We start from the raw sequence: 23503 nt of genomic DNA, 5'->3' as shown, positions 1-23503 counted from the left end.
GTCCCGGCCTATCGCAGGGTCAGAACGCCAGTCTTTTCGTCGATCACACGGCCCTCACGCAGCAGGGTGACCCTGCCCGTATAGCGCCCGGCTGCCCATGGCGCAGAAGCCGCGCGTTTGCCAATGGCGCGGAAGGCTTGCGCCTGCGGCTTCTCCATCACCACATCCCTTTCGATGACCGTGCCTTTTGGCCACGCGAGGCTGAGGCGCAGCACGTCATCCTTTTGCGTGCCATAGCTGTAGCCATAGATGACCAAGGCAGGGGCCTCTTTGGGCAGGCTGTCGCGATGGGCTTCGCCCGCCTTGATCTCATCATAGCTGGGCACGCGGTCGGCAAAGCCAAGCGCAATCAGCCCGCCGGGGTGGTAGGGCGGGGTGTCTTGCCAGAGGGTTTCGCGCGGTTCGACGTCACAACTATGGCCCTCGGGCGCGAATGGATCGACGGGCTGGCCGTGATGGCGCAGCGACAGGTGCAGATGCGGAAAGGCCGCTTTGCCGGACTGGCCAACGAGGCCGAGGGCGTCGCCAACCGCCACCTCCTGCCCTTCCTGCACGCGGAGCGATCCGCGGCGGAGGTGGCAATATTGCATCTCCCATCCCTGGCCGAGGTCGATCACCACGCCATTGCCGCATTCGCGCCCTTGGACCTCCGAGAGCGGCGCACCATCTGGAATCCCGTCCCGCAGCCCTTTAACCACCCCCGCCGCCGCCGCACGCACAGTCACACCCGCCGCCATCGCCGCGCGGTCGGGCAGGGCGAAATCCGTGCCCTTATGGCCGTCATAGGTCAGACCGGAACAGCGGTAGTCCCGCGCGTCACCGCTCGGATCGCGGTCCATATATTGTTGGATGTGGCAGTCCTGCCCAAGGGTGCAATCCAGCGGGAAGGCCAATTGCAAATCCTCCGCCAGCGCAGGGCTGGCGGAGGAGAGGATCAGGGCCAGTGCGGCCCGAGAGATCATTCCGCGGTGAGCAGCGGGGGGCGATCACCGGAAAGACGCTTGCTTTCGCTGCCCAAGACTTTGAGCGTCAACTCATCATCTTTGACGCCGACCTTGACGACACCGCCCTTGGCCAGCTTGCCAAAGAGCAGTTCCTCGGCCAGCGGCTTCTTGATGTGCTCTTGGATCACACGGCCCAAGGGACGCGCGCCCATCTTGTCGTCATAGCCCTTGTCGGCAAGCCATTCGGCGGCCTTCTTGGAGAGCTCGATGGTCACGTTGCGGTCCATCAGCTGCGCTTCGAGTTGCAGCACGAACTTCTCGACCACCCGCAGGATCACCGACTTCGGCAGCGGCGCGAAGGAGATCACGGCGTCCAGACGGTTGCGGAACTCCGGCGTGAAGGTCCGCTCGATCGCGGCGGTATCCTCGCCCTCGCGGCGGTCGCGGCCAAAGCCCACTGCCGCTTTGGCCTGTTCGGAAGCACCCGCGTTGGAGGTCATGATCAGCACCACATTGCGGAAATCCACCGTGCGGCCATTGTGATCGGTCAGCTTGCCGTGGTCCATCACCTGCAACAGGATGTTGTAGACGTCCGGGTGCGCCTTCTCCATCTCGTCGAGCAGCAGCACGCAATGCGGATGCTGGTCCACGCCATCGGTGAGCATGCCGCCTTGGTCAAAGCCGACATAGCCCGGAGGCGCGCCGATCAGACGGCTAACTGCGTGTTTCTCCATATATTCCGACATGTCGAAACGCAGCAGTTCCACGCCGAGGGTGTCGGCCAATTGCTTGGCGACCTCGGTCTTGCCGACCCCAGTGGGGCCAGCGAAGAGGTAGTTCCCGATGGGCTTGTCCGGCTCGCGCAGGCCCGCGCGGGACAGTTTGATCGCCGAAGACAGCGCCACGATGGCGTCATCCTGACCGAAGACCACCCGCTTGAGCGAGCTTTCCAGATCCTTCAGCACCACCACATCGTCTTTGGAGACATTCTTCGGCGGGATGCGGGCGATCTTGGCCACCACGGCCTCGACCTCCTTGGTGCCGATGGTCTTGCGGCGCTTGGAAGCGGCGACGAGGTGCTGGGCGGCACCGGCTTCGTCGATCACGTCGATCGCGCTATCGGGCAGCTTGCGGTCGTTGATGTAGCGATGCGCCAGTTCAACGGAGGTCTTGATCGCGTCGGAGGTGTATTTGACGCTGTGATGCTCCTCGAAATAGGGCTTGAGACCCTTGAGGATTTTGGTGGCGTCTTCGACCGAAGGCTCGCTCACATCGATCTTTTGGAACCGGCGGCTCAGCGCGCGGTCCTTCTCGAAGTGCTGGCGGAACTCCTTATAGGTGGTGGAGCCCATGGTGCGCAGCTTGCCGCCCTGAAGTGCGGGCTTCAGCAGGTTGGAGGCATCCATTGCGCCGCCCGAAGTGGCACCGGCACCGATCACGGTATGGATCTCGTCGATGAAAAGCACGGCGTCCTTGTGATCCTCAAGCTCGGTCACCACGGCCTTGAGCCGCTCTTCGAAGTCACCGCGGTAGCGGGTGCCGGCCAAGAGCGCGCCCATGTCGAGCGAGTAGATCGTGGTATTGGCCAGCACCTCAGGCGTTTCACCGGCGACGATCTTGCGCGCCAGCCCTTCGGCGATGGCGGTCTTGCCGACACCGGGATCCCCCACCAGAAGCGGGTTGTTCTTGCGACGGCGGCAGAGCACTTGAATGCAACGCTCAACCTCGCCCTCGCGGCCGATCAGCGGGTCGATGTCGCCCTCACGGGATTTGGCGTTGAGGTCCACGCAGTATTTCGCCAGCGCGGATTCCTTCTTGTCGCCATCGGTGACGCCTTGGGCCTCTTCCTCGGTCTCGGGCGCGCCTGTGACGGGGCGGGATTCACCATATGCCGGGTCTTTGGCGACACCATGGGCGATGAAGTTCACCGCGTCATAGCGGGTCATATCCTGCTCTTGCAGGAAATAGGCGGCGTTGCTCTCACGCTCGGCGAAAATGGCGACGAGCACGTTGGCCCCCGTCACCTCGGTCCGGCCCGAAGATTGCACATGGATCGCGGCGCGCTGGATCACGCGCTGGAAAGCCGCCGTTGGCACCGCTTCGGAACCGTCGATGTCGGTGATCAGATTGCTGAGATCATCGTCGACGAATTCCACCAGCGTATCGCGCAGGTCAGAGACATCGACGGAACAGGCTTTCATGACCTGCACGGCATCGGGTTCATCGAGCAAGGCCAGCAACAGATGTTCAAGCGTTGCGAATTCGTGGCGGCGGGCATTGGCCAGCGCGAGGGCCGCGTGGATTGCCTGCTCAAGTGTAGTCGAGAATGAAGGCACGGGCGTGCTCCTTTTCGATCGGGGTCGGTGAGGTGCTGAGATGTCTCAGGCCCCGGTCCGACCATGGCCTCATAGTATTAGAGTTTGGTTGATCATCGCCCATCTTCAAGAAGATTCTGGTCCGAATCGGTCACATTTGCCGTGAGCGAGGACTTTGAGCCATGATTGCAGGCGCTCAGAACTGGTCTTTTCGCCTGCGGATTTCGGTGAACACTTCTGTGTCGGTGGCGTCTGGCATCCCCAAGGTCGCGCGAATTGCCGGGTCGGCGGGGCGCAGAAAGGGATTGGTTTCTAGTTCCAGTGAAAGCGACGAGGGGACGGTCGGCTGCCCCTTGGCACGGGCGCTGTCGATGTCCTTGGCCCTTGATATAAGGGCGGCATTGTCCGGATCAACGGTCAGGGCGAATTTTGCGTTGGCGGCGGTGTATTCGTGGCCCGAGCAGATCGTCGTGTCACGGGGCAGGGCGGCCAGCTTTTGCAGGCTTTCCCACATCTGCGCGGGCGTGCCTTCAAAGAGGCGGCCGCAGCCGAGCGCCATGAGGCTGTCTGCGGTAAAGGCCGCCTTGGCTTGGGGCACATGAAAGGCGATATGGCCGACGGTATGGCCAGATACGTCGAGCACTTGGGCCTCAAGCGCACCCAGCTTAATGCTGTCACCCTCGGCCACCGCGCGGTCGAGCGGGGGCAGGCGGTGGGTGTCGGCCTTGGCGCCGATCACCTCGGCGGGGAAGCGGGTCAGCAGTTCGGCCAGACCTTGAACGTGGTCGGGGTGGTGGTGGGTCAACCAGACTTGGCTCAGCGTCCAGCCGCGGCGGTCAAGCTCTGCCATGATCGGCGCAGCCTCGGGCACGTCGATCAGCGCCACCGCGCTGCTGTCATGGTCACGCAGCAGAAAAGCGTAGTTGTCCGACAGACAGGGAATCGTGACCAGATCAAAGGCCATGGCGTCTTACCTCGCTGTGTTGTTATGGTCCGGTAAGAGTGACACTCACCAAGGCGGGCTGCAATGCATCTTGATGTACAGGATCTGCGCAATTTCTATTATCGCAGCGCGTTGGGACGTGCGGCGCAGAAATCCCTGCGCGGGCGGTTGTTGGAGTTGTGGCCCGAGGCGAAGGGTCAGACCGTTGTCGGCTTTGGCTTTGCCGCGCCCCTGCTGCGCCCCTATTTGGCGGATGCGCGGCGGGTGATGGTCTTGATGCCCGGCCCGCAGGGGGTGATGCCTTGGCCGGCGGGGATGCCCAACACCTCGGTCCTGACGGAAGAGACGCTTTGGCCGGTCGAGACGGGGGCGGTGGATAAGCTGGTGCTGATGCACGGGCTCGAAACCTCCGAACGGCCCAGTGAACTGCTCGACGAATGCTGGCGCGTGCTGGGGCCGGGGGGCAAGGCGCTGTTCATCGTGCCAAGCCGCGCGGGCATGTGGGCGCGGCGGGACCGCACGCCTTTCGGCTATGGGCGGCCCTATTCGCCGGGGCAGTTAGAGACGCAGTTGCGCAAACATCAGTTCCTGCCCGAACGGCACCTCGGCGCGCTTTATCAGTTCCCGTCGCAGCAGCGAATCTGGATGAAATCGGCGCCTTTGTTCGAAAAAATCGGACGTCAGATGCCGACGATGATGGGCGGAGGCGCGATCTTGGTGGAGGCCACGAAACTGGTTTACCCGCCGCGAGGCCGCCCGCAACGCAGCACCGCAAGGCGCGCCATCGGGGTGTTGGAGGGGATGGCAGAGCCGCAGGCCAAACCGGTCTAAACGCCTCAGCGCCTTGTAGACTTAGCGCATGCAGTGGGCGAGCGGGCTGGATTCGTGGGCCCGCTCCAACGGTGAGTGGGGTGGCATTTTTCTGCGGCAAAGAGCCGCGATAGGCCGCAGCCCTTGCAATATTGCAGCACGCCGCGACATTACCTGCCTATACTGTGTTGCCGGGCGTGAACCTGTCTGCTACATCGCCCCTGATTTAGACGTCTTGGGTAACTTCAAGCCGCGCCAACTGCTGGTGACGCGACATCTTCGCATATCCGGCGCTTATTGAACGAGAGGATGGACGTGTCCGAACCTGCTTCCATTTCCACCGGTATCGCGGAACGTTATGCGACAGCCGTGTACGATCTGGCCCGCGAGGCCAATCAGGTCGATGCCATCGAGGGCGATCTTACCGCGCTTGAAGCGGCATTGAACGACAGCGACGATTTTCGCCGCCTGACCACTTCGCCGCTCTATACCCGCGACGAGCAGGAACAGGCGATCAAGGTGCTGGCCGAAAAGATGGGCCTGACCAAGACCATGGCGAACACGCTGCAACTGATGGCGCAAAAACGCCGCCTGTTCGCGCTGCCCGCGCTGGTCAAAGCGCTGCGCGAGACCATTGCCGAAGCCAAAGGCGAAATCACTGCCGAGGTCACCACGGCCAAGGCACTGACGAAGACACAGTCGGACAAGCTGGCGAAATCGCTGACCGCTTCCACCGGCAAAAAAGTATCACTTCATGCGACCGTTGATGAAAGCCTCATCGGCGGTCTTGTCGTCAAAGTGGGCTCGAAGATGATCGACACCTCGATCCGCTCCAAGCTCAATTCCCTCCAGAATGTAATGAAAGAGGTCGGATAAATGGGTATCCAAGCAGCAGAGATTTCTGCGATCCTGAAGGACCAGATCAAGGATTTCGGTCAGGAAACCGAAGTGGCCGAAGTGGGTCGCGTTCTCTCCGTCGGTGACGGTATCGCCCGCGTCTATGGTCTGGACAACGTTCAGGCCGGTGAAATGGTCGAGTTCCCCGGCGGCATTCAGGGCATGGCCCTGAACCTCGAAGCCGACAACGTGGGTGTCGTTATCTTCGGCTCCGACCGCGACATTACCGAAGGCGACACCGTCAAGCGCACCAACTCCATCGTGGACGTGCCAATCGGTGACGAACTGCTGGGCCGCGTTGTTGACGGTCTGGGCAACCCCATCGACGGCAAAGGCCCCATCGGCGCCACCAAGCGTGGCATCGCCGACGTGAAGGCACCGGGCATCATCCCCCGTAAATCCGTGCACGAGCCGATGGCCACTGGCCTCAAGTCCGTCGACGCGATGATCCCGATTGGCCGTGGCCAGCGTGAGCTGATCATTGGCGACCGTCAGACCGGCAAGACCGCCGTCGCGCTCGACGCCATGCTGAACCAAGCTCAGGTCAACGAAGCCGCTGGCGACGACGAGAGCAAGAAGATGTACTGCGTCTACGTCGCGATCGGCCAGAAGCGCTCGACCGTTGCGCAGCTGGTGAAAAAGCTCGAAGAGACCGGCGCCATCGACTACTCCATCGTCGTGGCTGCGACTGCTTCCGAGCCCGCGCCGATGCAGTTCCTCGCACCCTATGCCGCCACCGCGATGGCCGAGCATTTCCGCGACAATGGCCGCCACGCGCTGATCATCTACGATGACCTTTCCAAGCAGGCCGTGTCCTACCGTCAGATGTCCCTGCTGCTGCGCCGCCCGCCGGGCCGCGAAGCCTACCCGGGCGACGTTTTCTACCTCCACTCCCGCCTGCTCGAGCGTTCGGCGAAGCTGGGTGATGAGGCCGGGAACGGCTCTCTGACCGCGCTGCCGATCATTGAGACCCAAGGTGGCGACGTTTCCGCGTTTATTCCGACCAACGTGATCTCGATCACCGACGGTCAGATCTTCCTTGAGACCGAATTGTTCTATCAGGGCATCCGTCCCGCCGTGAACACCGGTCTGTCGGTGTCCCGCGTGGGCTCCTCGGCCCAGACCAAGGCGATGTCCTCGGTGGCCGGTCCGGTGAAACTGTCGCTGGCCCAGTACCGCGAAATGGCGGCCTTCGCCCAGTTCGGCTCCGACCTCGACGCCGCGACCCAGCAGCTGCTGAACCGTGGTGCGCGTCTGACCGAACTGATGAAGCAGCCGCAGTACGCGCCGCTGACCAACTCCGAAATCGTCTGCGTGATCTACGCCGGTACCCACGGCTATCTCGACAAGGTGGACATCTCGGACGTCGGCCGTTTCGAAGCGGGTCTGCTGGCGCATCTGCGCAGCAAGCACGACGACCTTCTCAAGGACATCACCAACAACGACCGCAAGGTCAAAGGCGAGTTGGAAGAGAAGATCAAAGCCGCCATCGACGGTTTCGCCGCCGACTTCGCTTAAACGGGAGATAAGGCAATGCCAAATCTCAAGGACCTGAAGAACAGGATCTCGTCGGTCAAATCGACCCGCAAGATCACCAAGGCCATGCAAATGGTTGCCGCGGCGAAACTTCGCCGCGCGCAGGAGGCTGCCGAGGCTTCGCGTCCCTATTCTGAGCGGTTCAATGCCGTGATGGCAGGGCTCGCGGCCAGCATCGGCGGTTCCGACAGCGCGCCCAAGCTGCTCAGCGGCACGGGTGAAGACAAGGTGCATCTGCTGGTGGTCATGACCGCCGAACGCGGGCTGTGCGGCGGCTTCAACAGCAACATCGCGAAGAAGGCCAAGGCCCATGCGCGCGATCTGCTGGCCCAGGGCAAAGAGGTGAAAATCCTCACCGTTGGTAAGAAAGGCCGCGACGCGCTGCGCCGCGATCTGGGCGATCATCTGGTGGGCCATGTTGACCTCAGCGAAGTCAAAAAGATCGGCTACGGCGACGCGCAGAACATCGCGCAGGACGTGCTGAACCGCTTTGACGCGGGCGAATTCGACGTGGCGACGATCTTCTACGCGAAGTTCGTCAACGTGGTCATGCAGACGCCGACGGCGCAGCAGATCATCCCCGCCAAATTCGACGGCGAAGAAGGCGACGACAGCGCAGCGTCCACATTGTTCGACTATGAACCCAGCGAAGAGGCGGTCTTGGCCGACCTTCTGCCGCGCGGGGTCGCCACGGCGATCTTCTCGGCCCTGCTGGAGAACGGTGCATCCGAACAGGGTGCCCGGATGTCGGCGATGGACAACGCCACACGCAACGCGGGTGAGATGATCGACAAGCTGACCATCGAGTACAACCGCTCGCGTCAGGCTGTCATCACCAACGAGCTGATCGAAATCATTTCCGGCGCGGAAGCGCTGTAAGCAAATCGGAGACACGACATGGCAAAAGCTGTCGGTAAAATTACACAGGTCATCGGCGCTGTCGTTGACGTTCAATTCGAGGGCGACCTGCCCGAGATTCTCAACGCGCTCCACACCGAGAACCAAGGCAAGACGCTGGTTCTCGAAGTGGCGCAGCACCTTGGCGAAAACACTGTGCGTGCCATTGCGATGGACGCGACCGAAGGTCTGGTGCGCGGTCAAGCGGTGACAGACACAGGCGACCAGATCCGCGTGCCCGTCGGCAACGCGACCCTGGGCCGCATCATGAACGTCACCGGCGAAGCCGTGGACGAGCAGGGCCCGGTCAACGCGGACAACTCCCGCGCCATTCACGGCGAAGCGCCCGAGTTCGCGGCCCAGTCGACCGAGACGGAGATCCTCGTCACCGGCATCAAGGTCATCGATCTGCTGGCCCCCTACACCAAGGGCGGTAAAATTGGCCTCTTCGGCGGTGCCGGCGTGGGCAAGACCGTTCTCATTATGGAACTGATCAACAACATCGCCAAAGTGCACTCGGGTCTTTCCGTGTTCGCGGGCGTGGGTGAGCGGACCCGTGAGGGCAACGACCTCTACCACGAGATGATCGAATCTGGCGTTATCGTCCCCGATAACCTCGTCGATTCGAAAATTGCGCTGGTCTACGGCCAGATGAACGAGCCTCCGGGCGCGCGTATGCGTATCGCCCTGACCGGCCTGACACTGGCCGAGCAGTTCCGCGACGAATCCGGTTCCGACGTTCTGTTCTTCGTCGACAACATCTTCCGCTTCACACAGGCCGGTTCCGAAGTGTCCGCCCTTCTGGGCCGTATTCCTTCGGCCGTGGGCTACCAGCCGACACTGGCGACCGACATGGGCGTGATGCAGGAGCGTATTGCTTCGACCAAGAACGGTTCGATCACCTCGGTTCAGGCCGTCTACGTTCCCGCGGACGACCTTACCGACCCCGCGCCGGCGACCTCCTTTGCGCACCTCGACGCGACAACGGTTCTCGACCGTTCGATCTCGGAAAAGGGCATCTACCCTGCGGTTGACCCGCTCGGCTCCACCTCGCGTCTGCTTGACCCGCTGATCATCGGCGACGAGCACTACAAGGTGGCGACGGACGTGCAGCAGGTGCTTCAGCGCTACAAATCGCTTCAAGACATCATCGCCATTCTCGGCATGGACGAGTTGAGCGAGGAGGACAAGCTGACCGTGGCACGCGCCCGTAAGATCGAGCGTTTCCTCAGCCAGCCCTTCGACGTGGCGAAAGTCTTCACCGGGTCCGACGGCGTTCAGGTGCCGCTGGAAGAAACCATTGCCTCCTTCAAGGCCGTGGTTGCCGGTGAGTATGACCACCTGCCCGAAGGTGCCTTCTACATGGTTGGCGGCATCGACGAAGTGAAGGCGAAAGCCGAGAAAATGGCGGCAGACGCCGCTTAAGGAGCGCTGACAATGGCAGACACAATGCAATTCGACCTCGTTTCGCCGGAACGGCGGCTGGCATCGATGCAGGTGACGGCCGTGCAGATTCCGGGCACTGAGGGCGACATGACGGCCATGGCCGATCATGCGCCCACCATCACCACCCTGCGTCCGGGCCTTCTGCGCGTGGAAGGGCCGGAGGGCACGACCGAATATGTCGTGACCGGCGGCTTCGCCGAAATCGGCGGTCAGGGCGGCGTGTCTGTGCTGGCGGAACGTGCCGTGGCGCGTGCCGACATGACGCAGGAGCAGATGGACGACATGGTGGCAGAGGCGCATGCCCTCTACACCCGCGCCAAGGACAACTGGGAGAACGAGCCCGGTCCCGTGGATGACGCGGCCAAGCTTCTGGCCGACATGGTTGCCGTTGGCGATCACATCGGTCTGTCGAGCAAGCAGCCCAACCTGTAATGCGTTGAAAATTCGTGAAAAGCCCCGCTTCGGCGGGGCTTTTTGCTTTTCTGCCTCTCGCTGCTGCGGCATCATTGTGAAGTGAACAAAAAAGCGGGCAGGCTAGGGATATGAAACGACTGCGCAGCCATACCATCGGCGTGGATAATGGCGATGTCATGCTGTTTTCAGAGTTCGAAGACGGCGGTTCGATGTGGACGGGCCATGGCCAGCGTGAACGCCGCCGCCGGATCAATTTTTCCGAACCTTTCCGAGAGCCGCCGCATGTTCAGGTCACGATGTCGCTTTGGGACATTGATGCCAGCACCGTCACCCGCGCCGACATCTGCGCCGAGGCGGTGACCGAGGCAGGCTTTGACATGGTGTTCCGCACATGGGGAGACACCCGCGTCGCACGGGCGCGGCTGGCTTGGACGGCGATTGGATCACTGGGGGAGGAGGATGACTGGGTCATCGGCTAGGCCCGTCGCTTCGGCGGGAGGGGCCCAGAAGGCGCGGGCGGCCCGTTTGGGCCGGCCCTAGATCACAACACGCGGCTTAGCTCGCGGCATACATCCCGTCATAGATCGGGCCCAGCGTTTCCGCCTCGAACAGCGAGGAGACGGAGGTGCCGTTCCAGATGTTCAGGATCGCTTGGGCGAACATCGGCGCGGTGGGCACGATGCGGATGTTCGGCGCTTTCTTGACCGCGGGGGTCGGCGCGATGCTGTCGGTGATGACCAACGATTTCATTACCGAATTGGCCACACGTTCGACCGCCGGGCCGGACATGACGCCGTGGGTGATGTAGGAGTGCACTTCCTTTGCGCCGTTCTCAAGCAGCACTTCGGCGGCTTTGCAGAGCGTGCCCGCGGTGTCGCAGATGTCGTCCACGATCAGGCAGGTCTTGCCCTTTACATCGCCGATCACGGTCATCTCGGCCACTTCGCCCGCTTTCTCGCGGCGTTTGTCGACGATCGACAGGGGGGAGTTGATCCGCTTGGCCAGTTCGCGTGCGCGGGCCACGCCGCCAACGTCGGGGCTGACGACCATCAACTCATCCATACGGTCTTTGAAAGCGTCCTTGATATCCAGCGCAAAGATCGGGGAGGCGTAGAGGTTGTCGACCGGAATGTCGAAGAAACCTTGGATCTGCGCGGCGTGCAGGTCCATGGTCAGGATCCGCTCGATCCCGCTGCCGGTCAGCATGTTGGCGACCATCTTGGCGGTGATCGGCGTGCGCGCCTTGGTGCGGCGGTCCTGACGGGCGTAGCCAAAATAGGGCAGCACGGCAGTGACCCGCGCGGCAGAGGATCGGCGCAGCGCGTCGGCCATGATCATCAGTTCCATCAGGTTGTCGTTCGCGGGGTTCGACGTGGGCTGGATGATGAACATATCCTCGCCGCGCACGTTCTCATAAACCTCGACGAAAATCTCGCCGTCGTTGAACCGTTCGACCCGTGCATCGACAAGGCCGACATTGACGCCGCGGTGCAGCGACATGCGCCGCGCGATGGCCTTGGCAAGCGGCATATTGGCATTGCCTGAGATCAGTTTAGGTTCTGAAGTGCGTGGCATAGGAGCTCCGGGGCAGCGGTAGGTTGCAGATTCGTGACGTTGACACCGCTTAGCATGCGCTTACGGTCGGGCAAAGCTGCACCGCCCCCGAAGGAGAGCCAAATGGCCCGGATCGACTATTTTTTCGCAACGCTGTCACCCTATTGCTACCTCGCCGGGAATCGGCTTGAGGCGATTGCCGAAAAGCACGGGGCCGAGATCGTTTACAAACCTTTCGACATCGTTGCTGCGTTCCCGCGTACCGGCGGGCTGCCCCCGGCAGAGCGTCACCCCAGCCGGAATGAATACCGCGCCCAAGACCTGCCGCGGCAGGCGCGCAAGCTGGGCCTGCCGTTCAACCTTAAGCCCGCGCATTGGCCGACGAATGGCGCGCCCGCGGCCTATGCGGTGATCGCGGCGCAGAACGCGGGCGGGGGTGATTTGGGCAAGCTGACACATGCCATCACCCGCGCCGTCTGGGCCGAGGAAAAGGACATCGGCCATGACGATGTGGTCCGCGCCTGTCTGAGTGAGGCAGGGTTCGATCCCGCGCTGGCTGACAGCGGGTTGTTGCAGGGGGCCGAAACCTATGCCGCGAACCTTGAAGAGGCTGTGGCGCAGGGCGTCTTTGGCGCGCCTTTCTATATCGTCGGGGATCAGAAGTTCTGGGGGCAGGACCGTTTAGAAGACCTCGATCTGCACCTCGGGGGCAAGCTGTGATTCCAGAGATTAACGCGCGCCGTTTTGGTCACGGTCCGCGCCCGGCCTTGGCGATCCATTGCTCGCTGGCGCATTCCGGCGCTTGGCGGGGCATCGGGGCGGCGCTGTCGGATGAGCTGACCCTCCGCGCCTTCGATCTGCCGATGCACGGGCGGTCGGGCGATTGGGACGGGCAGGGGAATATCCACGACGTGGCGACCGAGATGGCGCTGAGCCTGCTCGAAGCGCCGATGGACCTGATCGGCCATTCCTTTGGCGCAACCGTGGCGATGCGGTTGGCGATTGAACATCCCGAACTGGTGCGCAGCATCACACTGATCGAGCCGGTCTATTTCGCCGCCGCCAAACAGGATGACCCCGAGGCGATGGCCGAATACAACGAACAGAACGCGGCCTTTGAGGCGGCTTTGGCCGAAGGCGACGCGGAAACCGCCGCGCGGCTCTTCAACCGGGTTTGGGGCGATGGCACGAAATGGGATCAAATCCCCGAGCCGACCCGCGCCTATATGGTCGATCGCATCGGCTTCATCCCCGCCTCTTCGCCCTTCTTGGGCGAGGATAGCGCTGGCTTGCTGGCGCCGGGCATGTTCGACCGTGCGTCGATGCCCGCGCTTTTGGTCGAAGGCAGCGCCTCTCCCAAAGCGGCCCATGCGATCAACGCGTCGCTGATGCGCCGCTTGCCGGACGCGCGGCGCGTCTCGGTCGAGGGGGCAGGGCATATGGTGCCCATCACCCATGCCGCCGAGGTCGCCGAGGCGATCCGTGATTTCCTGAACGACGTGCCGCTGGCGTGAGCGTTTAGAAGTGGCTTAGGAACTGGTCGATCTGCTCACGGCTGATTGACCAGTCGCAGACCATACGCGCCGCGACCATCTCGTCATCATCACCGTCCAGCGTGCCGTCCCACAGATAATAGCGCGCGCCCGCTTCATGCAGCTTGCGGTGGATGGCGCGGGGGAAGCGGGCGAAGATCATGTTCGCCGCAGGCTCATGCAGGAATTCCGCCCCCGCCGCGCGCAGCCCTTGGGCAAGATGGGCCGCATTGGCATTGGCCGCTTTGGCCGTTTCCAGCCATGTGCTATCTGCAAGGTAGCCCGCCATCTGGGCCGAGAGATACCGATGTTTGGAGAAGAGATGCGCCCCGCGCTTGCGGCGCAACTCGAACTCCCACGCCTTCTTGGGGTCGAAGAAGACCACGGCTTCGACACCCATGCAGCCGTTCTTGGTGCCGCCAAAGCTCACCACATCGACGCCCGATTTCCACGTCATCTCAGCCGGGGTGCAGCCCAAGGCCACTAGCGCATTGGCAAAACGCGCGCCGTCCATATGGACGGGCAGGTCGTATTCCTTGGCCACCGCGGTCAGCGCGCGCAGCTCTTCAAGGCTGTGCACCCCGCCGCGTTCTGTGACTTGCGTGATCGACACCGGACCGCGTTGCGGCGTGTGCACGTCGCCCGCCACCCGCGCGACGATGGCGCGGCGCAGCGCCTTGGGAGTCATCTTGTCTTCGGTCTCTACCAGCGTCAGCTTGGCCGCACCTGCGTAGAACTCGGGCGCGTTGCACTCATCCTCTTCGATATGCGCGACCTTGGAACAGAAGATCGTCTGCCACGGCTGGGTGTAGCAGGCCAGCGCCAGCGCATTGGCCGCGGTGCCGGTGGCAACGAGGTAGACCTCGGCTTCTGGTGCCTCGAACTGCTGCCTGATTTGGTCGCGGACCTCATCCATGATCGGGTCTTTGCCGTAGGGCATCGCGTAATCGGTATTGGCGGCGATCACGCGCTCCATCACCTTGGGGTGGACGGGACCGGCGTTGTCAGAGGCGAAAAACATCAGGTGGGCTCCTCGATAATATGGTCTTCCCATTCTTCGAACGGGGTATCAAATTCAGACACGGTATCAAATTGCACGCTGACCCCGGCGTCATGCACGCTGTCCGGCGTGCCGGTCTTGAGCGGGTGCCACTCGGGCAGGGGCTTGCCCTCCCACAGCAGGCGGTAAGCGCAGGTCTGCGGCATCCAATAGGCGTGGGTATCAAGGTTGTCGGGGCGCAGCACGATGCAATCGGGCACGAATTCATGCCGGTTCTCGTAATGCACGCAGCGGCAGCTGCTGTCGTCGAGCAGGCGACAGGCGACGCGGGTCAGGGCCACTTCGCCGCTGTCTTCGTCTTCGAGCTTGTTGAGGCAGCATTTGCCGCAACCGTCGCAGAGCGCTTCCCATTCGGTCTGGGACATTTCCGTCAGGGGTTTCTTCTCCCAGAACTTCGGGGTCAGGCCCTTGCGGGGGATCGGATCGCTCATAACGCCGCCAGAATGGTCCGGGCGCGGTCGCAGTCCTGCCCCATCTGGGCGATCAGCGCATCGAGGCTGTCAAACTTCTCTTCGCCGCGCAGATGTTCGACCAGCCCGACCGAGAGCGGCGCGCCATAAAGGTCGCCTTTGAAGTCAAAGACATAGGTCTCGATATTGGCTTTGTTCTCACCGAACATCGGACGGGTGCCGATGCTGGCCGCACCGTGATAGCTGCCCTTATGCGGCCCCTCCAGCACGTCAACCAGCACGGCATAGACGCCAAAGGCGGGCGGGTGCAGGCCGTCGATGGACATATTCGCGGTGGGAAAGCCCAACTCGCGGCCACGCTGCTCGCCCGAGATAACGGGCCCGTCAATACGGTGCCAATGGCCCAGCATGGCGGCGGCCTCGCGCGGCGCGCCGCGGGTCAGTGCTTCGCGGATGGCGGTCGACGACACGGTCAGCTCATCACGCGCCATCAGCGGGGCAATGGTGACGCCAAAGTCATATTGCACGCCGAAGCGGACCAGATCCTCAGCCGTGCCTTCGCGGCCCTTGCCAAAGCAGAAGTCAGCGCCGACGACCACATGGGCCAGCCCCAGCCCTTCGTGGAGCACGTCGCGGGCAAAAGCCTCGGGCGAGAGGCCCGCAAGCGTGCTGTTGAAGGCCAGTTCATAGAGCCGTTTGACGCCGATCTTCTCCAGCCGGTGCGCGCGGGCTTCGCGCCCCATCAGGCGAAAGGGCGGGGCGTCGGGGGCGAAATATTCGCGGGGATGCGGCTCAAAGGTGACGACGCCAAGCGGCGCGTCGGGGGCCGCCTGCTGCGCCAGTTCGATCACCGACCGGTGGCCAAGGTGGACGCCATCGAAATTGCCGATCGCGGCGGTGGCACCGCGATATGGCAGGTCGACGAATTGATAATCTCGGATGATCCGCATGCGCCTTGCCTAGCCGTGCAGCGGGGCAAGAGCAAGATGCACGGGCGGCGAAAACTGCCCGCTCAGTCAAGCTTGGCCGAGGGCGCCAGCACCGTGGCCTCTCCGGCCAGCACGGGTTTGCCGTCGACCGTACAGCGGCAGTCCATTTTCACGCGGCGTTTGGCGATGTCCATGTCGGTCACGGTGACTTCGGCCAGCACCATATCGCCGGGGCGCACGGGGCCGAGGAATTTGAGCGATTGCCCAAGGTAGATCGTGCCATGACCGGGCAGCTGTTCCCCGATCACCGCCGAGATCAGCCCGGCGGTCAGCATCCCATGGGCGATGCGCCCCTCGAATATCGTTTCGCGGGCATAGTCGTCATCCAGATGCACCGGGTTGCGGTCGGTCGAGACCTGCGCGAAAAGTTCGATATCCATATCGGTCACGACCTTGCGCAGATGGCGCGACATGCCGATTTCGATATCTTCGATGCAGATCGTCCCGCGTGGCATATTGTCCAACATGACGGCTCCTTGGTAACAAAGTGACGCTAAGCTGCGTCGAGTTGCAACTTTATTACTTCGCAGACGCAGAAAATCAAGCTCTTTCTGGGTTAGCGTAGGAATCCGATGGCATAGGTCGGGGCCGATGCCTCGCGGTCGAGATAGGCGCGGAGCTTGGCTTCGTCAGGCTGCTCGGTCGTAGCGGTTTCCGCGGCGGCCAGCCCCCCGGTGATGAAGAGCGAATCGATGCCTTCGTCCATTGCGCCTTTGACATCCGTCAGGATGCCGTCGCCGATGGCGAGGATGCGATTGTCGGGGATGTCGACCTCAAGCGCGTCAAGACGGCGGCGGGCGAGGTCATAGATCGGGGCATGCGGCTTGCCGAAATAGAGGCTTTCGCCCCCCATTTCCGTATAGAGCGCAGCCAGCGCCCCGGCGCACCATTCGCGTACCTCGCCCCGGTCGACCACGATATCGGGGTTGGCGCAGAGCAGCTTCAGCCCGCGGGCGATGGCCTGCTCAAATTCGGGGCGCATGACTTCCGGATCGGCCATGGCGTCGACGGGGCCGGTGCAGACGATCCCCTCGGCCTGCGCCAGCGGGACGGTCTCGATCTCGACCGGGTCTTTCAGAATGGTCAGCGGCTCGAAAAACTTGCGCTCTCCGGGATGGCCGATGAACCAGACCTTTTCGCCCACGGCCCCCCGGAACATCGCCGACCGGGCGGAATCGCCGGAGGTTGCGATGCTGTCCCATGCGTCTTGCGGCACGCCGAATTGCTGCAACTGTTTCTCCACGCCTTCGCGGGGGCGGGGGGAGTTGGTGACCAAGACGACCTTGCCGCCGGTCTTGCGATAGGCCTGCAAGGCCGCCACCGCCGCGGGCAGCGCTTTGCGCCCATCATGCACGCAGCCCCAAAGATCGACGAAAAGCGCGTCATATTGATCGGATACGTCGGGCAGAGCAGAGATAATGCGGGTCATGGGCGGCCTTTCAAAAAGTGAGGCGGGCACTTGGCCCGCCCGATTGGCTTACATCTTGAGGTTCGGGATGATCTGCTTTTTGCGGCTCATCACACCGGGCAGCACGACCGTGTCGCCGGAGACCTCAGCGCCGAAGCTCTGCTCGGCGATATGTTTGACCATGTCGTTGGGCACCAAGAGCGTCGCCTCTTCTTTCAGAATGTCGACGATGAACAAAAGCACCTGCGCGGCACCGTCGGCTTCGGCCACTTTGGGCATCTCGGCCATCAGCGCGTCCTTACGCTCGAGCAGCGGCGCGGGGGAGGTGGTTTCCAACACGCTCACGCGCAGGTTGGTACCATCAAGGTCGAAGCCCTTGCTGTCCATGCGCAGCAGTTCCGCTTCGCTGAAGGAGGACACATCGGATTTCGCGGCGAACATTTCGGTCGCATAATCCGTGATATCGACGCCGAGATCCTGCGCGATGTCATGGGCGATGGCGCGGTCTTCTTGGGTGGTGGTCGGGCTGCGGAACTCAAGCGTGTCCGACAGGATGCACGACAGGGCCGCGGCCTTCACACCGCGCGGGGCCTGCGCCCAATCCTTGCCGATCATCTTGTACATGATCGTCGCGGTGCAGGCGAGCGGCTGGATGTTGATCTCGATCGGGCCGCGTGTCTCAAGCCCCGCCACCAGACGGTGGTGGTCGATGATGCCGGTGATGTCGGCATCGTTGATGTTGTCGGGCAGTTCGGCGGGGTTGTTGGTGTCGACAATGACAACCTTGGTGTCGGCTTCAAGCTCGGTCAGGATTTCGGGCTTTTCGAGGTCCCATTTGTCGAGCATGAACAGCGCTTCGGTATTCGGCTCGCCCAGCAGGACGGGTTTGGCGGGGATGCCTTTGATCTCATTGAGATACCACGCCCAAACGATCGGGCTGCCGGTGCTGTCGGTGTCGGGGGATTTATGGCCAAAAACAAGCGTTGTCATGGGGCGGTCCTGTCTGTTCGGGTGGATTTGCGCGCCTTATAGCAGGTTGAATAGGCTTGTCACCTGCGCGCGCTGCAATGCGGCATTGCGCGGCACTTTCAGCCGCTGCCGCCCTTTGCATAGCGCCGCGCGATGGGGCAAGTTGCGCGCCATGAGCAATCCGCGCGAAACCGATCTTTACCCGCCGATCAAAGCCTTCCTTGAGGATCAGGGCTATGTGGTGAAGGCCGAGGTCGGCGCGGCGGATGTGGTGGCCGTGCGCGGGGCAGAGCCGCCGGTAGTGGTCGAGTTGAAGCTCGGCTTTTCGCTGGCCCTGTTCCACCAATGTCTGGCGCGGCTGAAAGTGGCGGATGATGTCTACCTTGCTGTGGCGCGCCAACCGGGAAAGCGCTTTGCCAAAGCGGTGAAGGACAACGTCACGCTGGCCCGGCGGCTGGGGCTGGGGCTGATCACCGTACGGCTGTCGGATGGGCTGGTCGAGGTGCATTGCGATCCCGGCCCCTATGCGCCGCGCAAGAATGCCAAACGGGCAGCGCTGCTCTTGCGAGAGTTTGCCCGGCGGCAGGGCGATCCGAACGACGGCGGCCAGACCCGGGCGGGGTTGGTGACGGCTTACCGACAGGATGCGCTGAAGCTCGCGGTTTATCTGTTCGAAGCGGGCGCCAGCAAAGGCGCGGATGTGGCCCGCGCGACAGGCGTCTCGGCGGCGACCCGCATGATGCGGGACGATCACTATGGTTGGTTTGAAAAGGTCGACAAAGGCATATACGGGCTGACCCCAAAGGGGGCCGAGGCCGTTGCGACTGCGGGGCGCATTTTGGGGGCCGAATGATGGTTCCAATGCGCTAAAAATTTTTCAACGCCGTTGTTGACAGGCCGCGGGCCGCTCCTTAGCTATGCATCGTTATCACTCACATGGGTCGAGTGCTAACGGCTGCACCCCTCGCCCGGAGGGGGTGGCTTGGAAGAGTAACTTTGAGCCTTAAGGAGCTGCAAAGATGGCATTGAAACCGCTTCATGACCGTGTGCTGGTCAAGCGCACAGAAAGCGAAGAGAAAACCGCCGGCGGGCTGATCATCCCCGATTCCGCCAAGGAAAAGCCTTCCGAAGGTGAAGTCGTGGCTGTCGGCACCGGCGCCCGCAAAGACAACGGCGAGCTGATCGAAATGGCCGTCGCACCCGGCGACAAAATCCTGTTCGGCAAGTGGTCCGGCACAGAGGTCACCGTCGACGGCGAAGAAATGCTGATGATGAAAGAAAGCGACATCATGGGGATCATCGCGTAAGCCACCTGGCTTGCCGACCCTTTGAAGACGCTCACATCAATCCAAGATTTTAGGAGAAGACAACATGGCTGCTAAGGACGTCAAATTTGACACCGATGCCCGCAACCGGATGCTCAAGGGTGTGAACATCCTTGCCGATGCGGTGAAAGTCACACTCGGCCCCAAAGGCCGGAACGTGGTTCTGGACAAATCCTTCGGCGCACCGCGCATCACCAAAGACGGTGTATCCGTGGCGAAGGAAATCGAACTGGAAGACAAGTTCGAAAACATGGGCGCGCAGATGGTCAAGGAAGTCGCTTCCCGGACCAACGACGAAGCCGGTGACGGCACCACCACCGCGACCGTTCTGGCCCAAGCCATCGTGCGCGAAGGCATGAAATCGGTTGCCGCTGGCATGAACCCGATGGACCTCAAGCGCGGCATCGATCTGGCAACTGCGAAGGTCGTCGACGCGATCAAAGCCGCCGCACGCGACGTGTCCGATAGCGACGAAGTCGCGCAGGTTGGCACCATCTCCGCCAACGGCGAGCGTGAAATCGGCCGCCAGATCGCGGACGCGATGCAGAAAGTCGGCAACGAAGGTGTGATCACCGTCGAAGAGAACAAAGGTCTGGAAACCGAGACCGATGTCGTCGAAGGCATGCAGTTCGACCGTGGCTACCTGAGCCCCTATTTCGTCACTAACTCCGACAAGATGACTGTCGAGCTGGAAGACGCGATCATCCTGCTGCACGAGAAAAAACTGTCGAGCCTTCAGCCGATGGTGCCGCTGCTCGAGCAGGTGATCCAGTCCCAGAAGCCGCTGCTGATCATCGCCGAAGACGTCGAGGGCGAAGCCCTGGCGACCCTCGTCGTGAACAAGCTGCGTGGCGGTCTGAAAATTGCTGCTGTGAAGGCACCGGGCTTCGGTGACCGTCGCAAAGCGATGCTGCAAGACCTCGCGATCCTGACCGGTGGTCAAGTGATCTCCGAAGACCTCGGCATGAAGCTCGAGTCCGTGACCATGGACATGCTGGGTTCGGCCAAGAAGGTCTCCATCACTAAGGACGAGACAACCGTCGTCGACGGTGCTGGCGAGAAGGCCGAGATCGAAGCCCGCGTGGCCCAGATCCGCAACCAGATCGAAGAGACCACCTCCGACTACGACCGCGAGAAGCTGCAAGAGCGCGTTGCCAAACTGGCAGGCGGTGTTGCCGTGATCCGCGTTGGCGGCATGACCGAAGTCGAAGTGAAAGAGCGCAAAGACCGCGTCGATGACGCGCTGAACGCGACACGTGCCGCTGTTCAAGAAGGCATCGTCGTTGGCGGTGGTGTGGCTCTGGTTCAAGGCGCCAAGAAGCTGGAAGGCCTCACAGGCGACAACAACGACCAGAACGTCGGTATCTCCATCGTCCGCAAGGCGCTGGAAGCACCGCTGCGTCAAATCGCTGAGAACGCCGGTGTGGACGGTTCGGTTGTGGCCGGCAAAATCCGCGAAAGCGACGACCTGAAGTTCGGCTTCAACGCACAGACCGAAGAATATGGCGACATGTTCTCCTTCGGCGTCATCGACCCGGCGAAAGTGGTGCGCACCGCACTGCAAGACGCAGCTTCGATCGCAGGTCTGCTGATCACCACCGAAGCGATGGTTGCCGACAAGCCCGCCAAAGAGGGCGCAGCCCCCGCAGGCGGCATGCCCGACATGGGCGGCATGGGCGGCATGATGTAAGCCAGCCCTTTCGGCTAAGGTTCCGGAGGCGCGCCAGCAATGGCGCGCCTCTTTTCATTTCGGGGGGCTTTGACTGGCGGTTAACCGGTTCTCATCGGGCTAACTGGGCAGCTCCACAATCCGCGCGTAGGTATTAAGCATGTCGAGCGCATTGGCAAAGGTCTCTGACGGGTTCTCCTTCACGATATAGCCCGCGACATTCTTGCTATAGGCCGATTGCACATCCGTGGGCATGTCGGAGGTGGTGAAGACGAAAACCACCATACGCTCCAAGGCGGGATCGGCCCGAACGACCTCCAAGAACTCAAGCCCGCCCATGCGCGGCATATTGAGGTCGAGCGTGATGATGTAAGGCGGCAATCGCCCGTGCCGCTTCACCTCCTCCGCCAGAAACTCAAGCGCCTGCTGGCCGTCATGGCAAACCGCCGTCTCATTGACGATTTTCAATTTGCGCATCGCCCGTTGCATGGCCATCACGCTGACTTTGTCGTCATCGACGATAAGAAATTTCGCGGGCGTCGTTTTCATCCGATATTCCTTTCCGACTTCTGTCACGCTGCGGCCGCCACGGGCAGGAATTGATGTGCTTGTGGTGCCAGTGGAAGCTCAACCACAAAGGTCGCGCCGCGCCCTTTGTCAGGGTCGGAAAATAGCGTGACCTTGCCTTTTTGGTGGGCCGCAAGCTTGCTTACGATGGCGAGGCCCAAGCCGCTCCCCTCAACCTCATCGCGGGGTTTAAGGGTTTGAAAGAGTTCAAATATCTTTTGCTGATGCCGAAGCTCTATACCCGGCCCATCATCGCGGACGGTCAAGACAAGGTGGTTCTGCCGACGTTGTGCACTGATATGGATCGTCCCATGATCCCGGTCATGGTGCTTGATCGCATTCGAGATGAGATTGCCCAAGATTTGCTGCAAGGGTGTGAGCTGCGCGTCGACGACCTGCTCCGCCCCGGTAAAGGTGATTTTGAAACGGCCTTCGGTATCAATGTAGCGAGCGAGCTCCGTCACCAAGCGGCCAAGATGCACGGGCTCCGACGCAGGTTGGTCCTGCCCTGCGCGGGCGTAGTCCAACAGATCGGCCAAAAGACGGTTTAGCCGGTCGATCCGCTGTTGAGACATCAGCAAATAGCTTCGGCTTTCGGCACTTAGCGCGTTGTCCTCGTCCTCCAGCACCCAAAGGCTCAATTCATGCACCGCCCGGAGGGGCGACCGCAGGTCGTGCGCAGCGACATAGGCGAATTTTTCCAACTCGATATTCGAGCGCCGAAGCTCCTCCGCCGTGGTGCGGAAGACGGTCAATGCGCGCGCCATCTCTCCAAGTTCGTCCCGCCCTCTCACGGTAATCGGATGGTCGAGATCCCCCCGAGCAATCGCGGTCACGGAATCGGTCAAGCGTCTGATCCGGCGGTTAAACTGCCGTTCGATAACCAAGCCGTTTGCCATCGCAATCACGAGAAAGGCGCAGGCCATGGTGAGACCCACGGTCCAAATGACTTGGTTGATGGTATCACGCAGGGCCTGCGTCGCAGCATCCACCCGCTCTAGGGTATTCTGGGTCAGATCGGAGGAGATATCGGAAATTTCCACGATCATGGGAAGGTGTTCGGCTTGCAGCCTTTCGAAGCTATTATGGAACCGCAGGCGGGCCGTTGTATGGGCAAAGAACCCTGTTTCGGCACGCAGCAGCAGGTCGCGCAACGCGTCAATTTGGCGGGCAAGTGACCGCCTGCTTGCTGTCTCGTGAATGCGCGGTAAGCGGGTTATGGCATCCTGAAAATGTTCGTCGACAAGTAGTTTCGCACGCTCGAGTTGAAGGGGTTGGTTCTGTAGCCCTTGCGACATGACGATATTGATCAGCGTGTCGAGACTGAGCCGAATGTCATTCAAATTGACCGCACTTAACAGCAATTCGGGAAAGCGGGACGTAGGATTTTGAAGCTGGCCGGAACTCGAAATCCCAAAGGGTTCGTCCAGAACAGCTTCGGTCTGCCTGGAAAGCCGATAGGCCAGCTCGTCGATAATGAGGTGACTTTGCTCTTGAATTTGCTCGACAGAATCGAGGGTTGAGACGATTTGCGCCTCTGCGCGCCGCATCTCCTGAAGGCTGACTACTGTCGCATCCGTCGCACGCCGTGCCATCTGCAGACGCTGTTCCAGCCGGGCGGCCAAGGGGGGCGCGATCTCGGACGTCGATAAGTCATCTAGAAGTTTGGAGATTTTGCTGATTTTTGTCTCGATTTCCTGCCCAAGGACTGATGGCGAAGCGGTGGTACCTTGCTGATTTAGGTAGTGTCCCGGGGAGTGGTGTAGGAGCTGGCGTCCACCTGCTTCTTCATAGCTGGTGTTGCTCGTTCACTGAGCG

The 23503-nt window shown here is 61.8% G+C and carries 24 protein-coding genes; 12 read left to right on the top strand and 12 right to left on the bottom strand.

The genetic code is table 11. The features are described 5' to 3' along the window. Nucleotides 1–8: 8 nt before the first annotated feature. The 3 genes from ACGYLD_RS15830 to gloB form a co-directional block, all read right to left on the bottom strand. Nucleotides 9–962, bottom strand: coding sequence for a M23 family metallopeptidase (locus ACGYLD_RS15830; protein ID WP_271693057.1), 954 nt, complete (start codon nucleotides 960–962; stop codon nucleotides 9–11). Beyond that, nucleotides 959–3280 carry an ATP-dependent Clp protease ATP-binding subunit ClpA gene (gene clpA / locus ACGYLD_RS15825; RefSeq protein WP_067262217.1) on the bottom strand — a complete coding sequence of 774 codons (2322 nt, stop codon included), beginning with the start codon at nucleotides 3278–3280 and terminating at the stop codon, nucleotides 959–961. Before clpA ends, ACGYLD_RS15830 begins: the two co-directional genes overlap by 4 nt. 175 nt (nucleotides 3281–3455) lie before the next feature. Next, nucleotides 3456–4223, bottom strand: a complete 768-nt coding sequence (gene gloB, locus ACGYLD_RS15820) for a hydroxyacylglutathione hydrolase (protein ID WP_394403178.1) — start codon at nucleotides 4221–4223, stop codon at nucleotides 3456–3458. 63 nt (nucleotides 4224–4286) lie between these two features. Here gloB and ACGYLD_RS15815 point away from each other — a divergent pair, with 63 nt between their 5' ends. From ACGYLD_RS15815 to ACGYLD_RS15785, 7 genes are all read left to right on the top strand, one after another. Next, nucleotides 4287–5033, top strand: a complete 747-nt coding sequence (locus ACGYLD_RS15815; protein WP_067262215.1) for a class I SAM-dependent methyltransferase — start codon at nucleotides 4287–4289, stop codon at nucleotides 5031–5033. A gap of 294 nt (nucleotides 5034–5327) precedes the next feature. Beyond that, nucleotides 5328–5888 (top strand): F0F1 ATP synthase subunit delta, encoded by a 561-nt coding sequence (locus tag ACGYLD_RS15810; protein ID WP_394403223.1) that lies wholly within the window; start codon nucleotides 5328–5330, stop codon nucleotides 5886–5888. Beyond that, a complete protein-coding gene (gene atpA, locus ACGYLD_RS15805) occupies nucleotides 5889–7427 on the top strand; it encodes a F0F1 ATP synthase subunit alpha (RefSeq protein ID WP_209218275.1) in 1539 nt (512 codons plus the stop codon). A gap of 15 nt (nucleotides 7428–7442) precedes the next feature. Beyond that, nucleotides 7443–8324: a F0F1 ATP synthase subunit gamma gene (locus ACGYLD_RS15800; protein ID WP_271693060.1), complete on the top strand. Its 882-nt coding sequence runs from the start codon at nucleotides 7443–7445 to the stop codon at nucleotides 8322–8324. A gap of 18 nt (nucleotides 8325–8342) precedes the next feature. Next, nucleotides 8343–9767, top strand: a complete 1425-nt coding sequence (atpD, locus tag ACGYLD_RS15795; RefSeq protein ID WP_271693062.1) for a F0F1 ATP synthase subunit beta — start codon at nucleotides 8343–8345, stop codon at nucleotides 9765–9767. A 12-nt stretch (nucleotides 9768–9779) separates the two neighbouring features. Continuing rightward, nucleotides 9780–10220, top strand: coding sequence for a F0F1 ATP synthase subunit epsilon (locus ACGYLD_RS15790; protein ID WP_271693063.1), 441 nt, complete (start codon nucleotides 9780–9782; stop codon nucleotides 10218–10220). Between the two features lie 110 nt (nucleotides 10221–10330). Further along, nucleotides 10331–10681: an H-type lectin domain-containing protein gene (locus ACGYLD_RS15785; protein WP_067262736.1), complete on the top strand. Its 351-nt coding sequence runs from the start codon at nucleotides 10331–10333 to the stop codon at nucleotides 10679–10681. 76 nt (nucleotides 10682–10757) lie between these two features. Here the strand turns inward: ACGYLD_RS15785 and ACGYLD_RS15780 are convergent, their stop codons facing one another. Beyond that, the gene (locus ACGYLD_RS15780; protein ID WP_067262737.1) at nucleotides 10758–11777 is read right to left on the bottom strand and encodes a ribose-phosphate pyrophosphokinase; all 1020 of its coding nucleotides are present in this window, start codon (nucleotides 11775–11777) and stop codon (nucleotides 10758–10760) included. Nucleotides 11778–11879: 102 nt separating this feature from the next. On the opposite strand from ACGYLD_RS15780, the gene ACGYLD_RS15775 reads away from it, so the two are divergent. Then, on the top strand, nucleotides 11880–12476 hold the full coding sequence (locus ACGYLD_RS15775) for a 2-hydroxychromene-2-carboxylate isomerase (RefSeq protein ID WP_067262740.1): 597 nt from the start codon (nucleotides 11880–11882) through the stop codon (nucleotides 12474–12476). Beyond that, complete coding sequence (locus ACGYLD_RS15770; RefSeq protein WP_394403175.1) at nucleotides 12473–13270, top strand: alpha/beta fold hydrolase; 798 nt, start codon at nucleotides 12473–12475, stop codon at nucleotides 13268–13270. The genes ACGYLD_RS15775 and ACGYLD_RS15770 overlap by 4 nt, the downstream gene beginning before the upstream one ends. Nucleotides 13271–13274: 4 nt before the next feature. Here the strand turns inward: ACGYLD_RS15770 and ACGYLD_RS15765 are convergent, their stop codons facing one another. The 6 genes from ACGYLD_RS15765 to ACGYLD_RS15740 all read right to left on the bottom strand — a co-directional run bounded on the left by ACGYLD_RS15765 (nucleotide 13275) and on the right by ACGYLD_RS15740 (nucleotide 18145). Next, entirely contained in the window at nucleotides 13275–14309 is a 1035-nt protein-coding gene (locus tag ACGYLD_RS15765; RefSeq protein ID WP_271693065.1) for a low specificity L-threonine aldolase, read from the bottom strand. Then, nucleotides 14309–14779 (bottom strand): YcgN family cysteine cluster protein, encoded by a 471-nt coding sequence (locus ACGYLD_RS15760; RefSeq protein ID WP_067262747.1) that lies wholly within the window; start codon nucleotides 14777–14779, stop codon nucleotides 14309–14311. Before ACGYLD_RS15760 ends, ACGYLD_RS15765 begins: the two co-directional genes overlap by 1 nt. Next, nucleotides 14776–15708 carry a bifunctional riboflavin kinase/FAD synthetase gene (locus tag ACGYLD_RS15755; protein ID WP_271693066.1) on the bottom strand — a complete coding sequence of 311 codons (933 nt, stop codon included), beginning with the start codon at nucleotides 15706–15708 and terminating at the stop codon, nucleotides 14776–14778. Before ACGYLD_RS15755 ends, ACGYLD_RS15760 begins: the two co-directional genes overlap by 4 nt. Before the next feature lie 62 nt (nucleotides 15709–15770). After that, nucleotides 15771–16214, bottom strand: a complete 444-nt coding sequence (locus ACGYLD_RS15750) for a MaoC family dehydratase (protein WP_067267345.1) — start codon at nucleotides 16212–16214, stop codon at nucleotides 15771–15773. Nucleotides 16215–16303: 89 nt separating this feature from the next. After that, the gene (locus ACGYLD_RS15745) at nucleotides 16304–17176 is read right to left on the bottom strand and encodes a TIGR01459 family HAD-type hydrolase (RefSeq protein WP_271693067.1); all 873 of its coding nucleotides are present in this window, start codon (nucleotides 17174–17176) and stop codon (nucleotides 16304–16306) included. A gap of 48 nt (nucleotides 17177–17224) precedes the next feature. After that, complete coding sequence (locus tag ACGYLD_RS15740; RefSeq protein WP_271693068.1) at nucleotides 17225–18145, bottom strand: manganese-dependent inorganic pyrophosphatase; 921 nt, start codon at nucleotides 18143–18145, stop codon at nucleotides 17225–17227. 151 nt (nucleotides 18146–18296) lie between these two features. On the opposite strand from ACGYLD_RS15740, the gene ACGYLD_RS15735 reads away from it, so the two are divergent. The 3 genes from ACGYLD_RS15735 to groL all read left to right on the top strand — a co-directional run bounded on the left by ACGYLD_RS15735 (nucleotide 18297) and on the right by groL (nucleotide 21139). Beyond that, the gene (locus ACGYLD_RS15735) at nucleotides 18297–18977 is read left to right on the top strand and encodes a DUF2161 domain-containing phosphodiesterase (protein WP_209218266.1); all 681 of its coding nucleotides are present in this window, start codon (nucleotides 18297–18299) and stop codon (nucleotides 18975–18977) included. Between the two features lie 166 nt (nucleotides 18978–19143). Continuing rightward, nucleotides 19144–19431 carry a co-chaperone GroES gene (groES, locus tag ACGYLD_RS15730; RefSeq protein WP_067267338.1) on the top strand — a complete coding sequence of 96 codons (288 nt, stop codon included), beginning with the start codon at nucleotides 19144–19146 and terminating at the stop codon, nucleotides 19429–19431. A 64-nt stretch (nucleotides 19432–19495) separates the two neighbouring features. Further along, nucleotides 19496–21139, top strand: coding sequence for a chaperonin GroEL (gene groL / locus ACGYLD_RS15725; RefSeq protein ID WP_067267336.1), 1644 nt, complete (start codon nucleotides 19496–19498; stop codon nucleotides 21137–21139). A 99-nt stretch (nucleotides 21140–21238) separates the two neighbouring features. On the opposite strand, the gene ACGYLD_RS15720 is transcribed toward groL, so the two are convergent. Together ACGYLD_RS15720 and ACGYLD_RS15715 are read right to left on the bottom strand one after the other, a co-directional pair. Further along, nucleotides 21239–21667 carry a response regulator gene (locus ACGYLD_RS15720; protein ID WP_067267334.1) on the bottom strand — a complete coding sequence of 143 codons (429 nt, stop codon included), beginning with the start codon at nucleotides 21665–21667 and terminating at the stop codon, nucleotides 21239–21241. A gap of 23 nt (nucleotides 21668–21690) precedes the next feature. After that, complete coding sequence (locus ACGYLD_RS15715; protein WP_394403172.1) at nucleotides 21691–23310, bottom strand: ATP-binding protein; 1620 nt, start codon at nucleotides 23308–23310, stop codon at nucleotides 21691–21693. Nucleotides 23311–23503: the final 193 nt, after the last annotated feature.

The organism is Sulfitobacter sp. 1A12056, assembly GCF_043558125.1.
Taxonomy (GTDB): domain Bacteria; phylum Pseudomonadota; class Alphaproteobacteria; order Rhodobacterales; family Rhodobacteraceae; genus Sulfitobacter; species Sulfitobacter faviae.
This window is presented reverse-complemented; position numbering and strand designations above follow the sequence as displayed.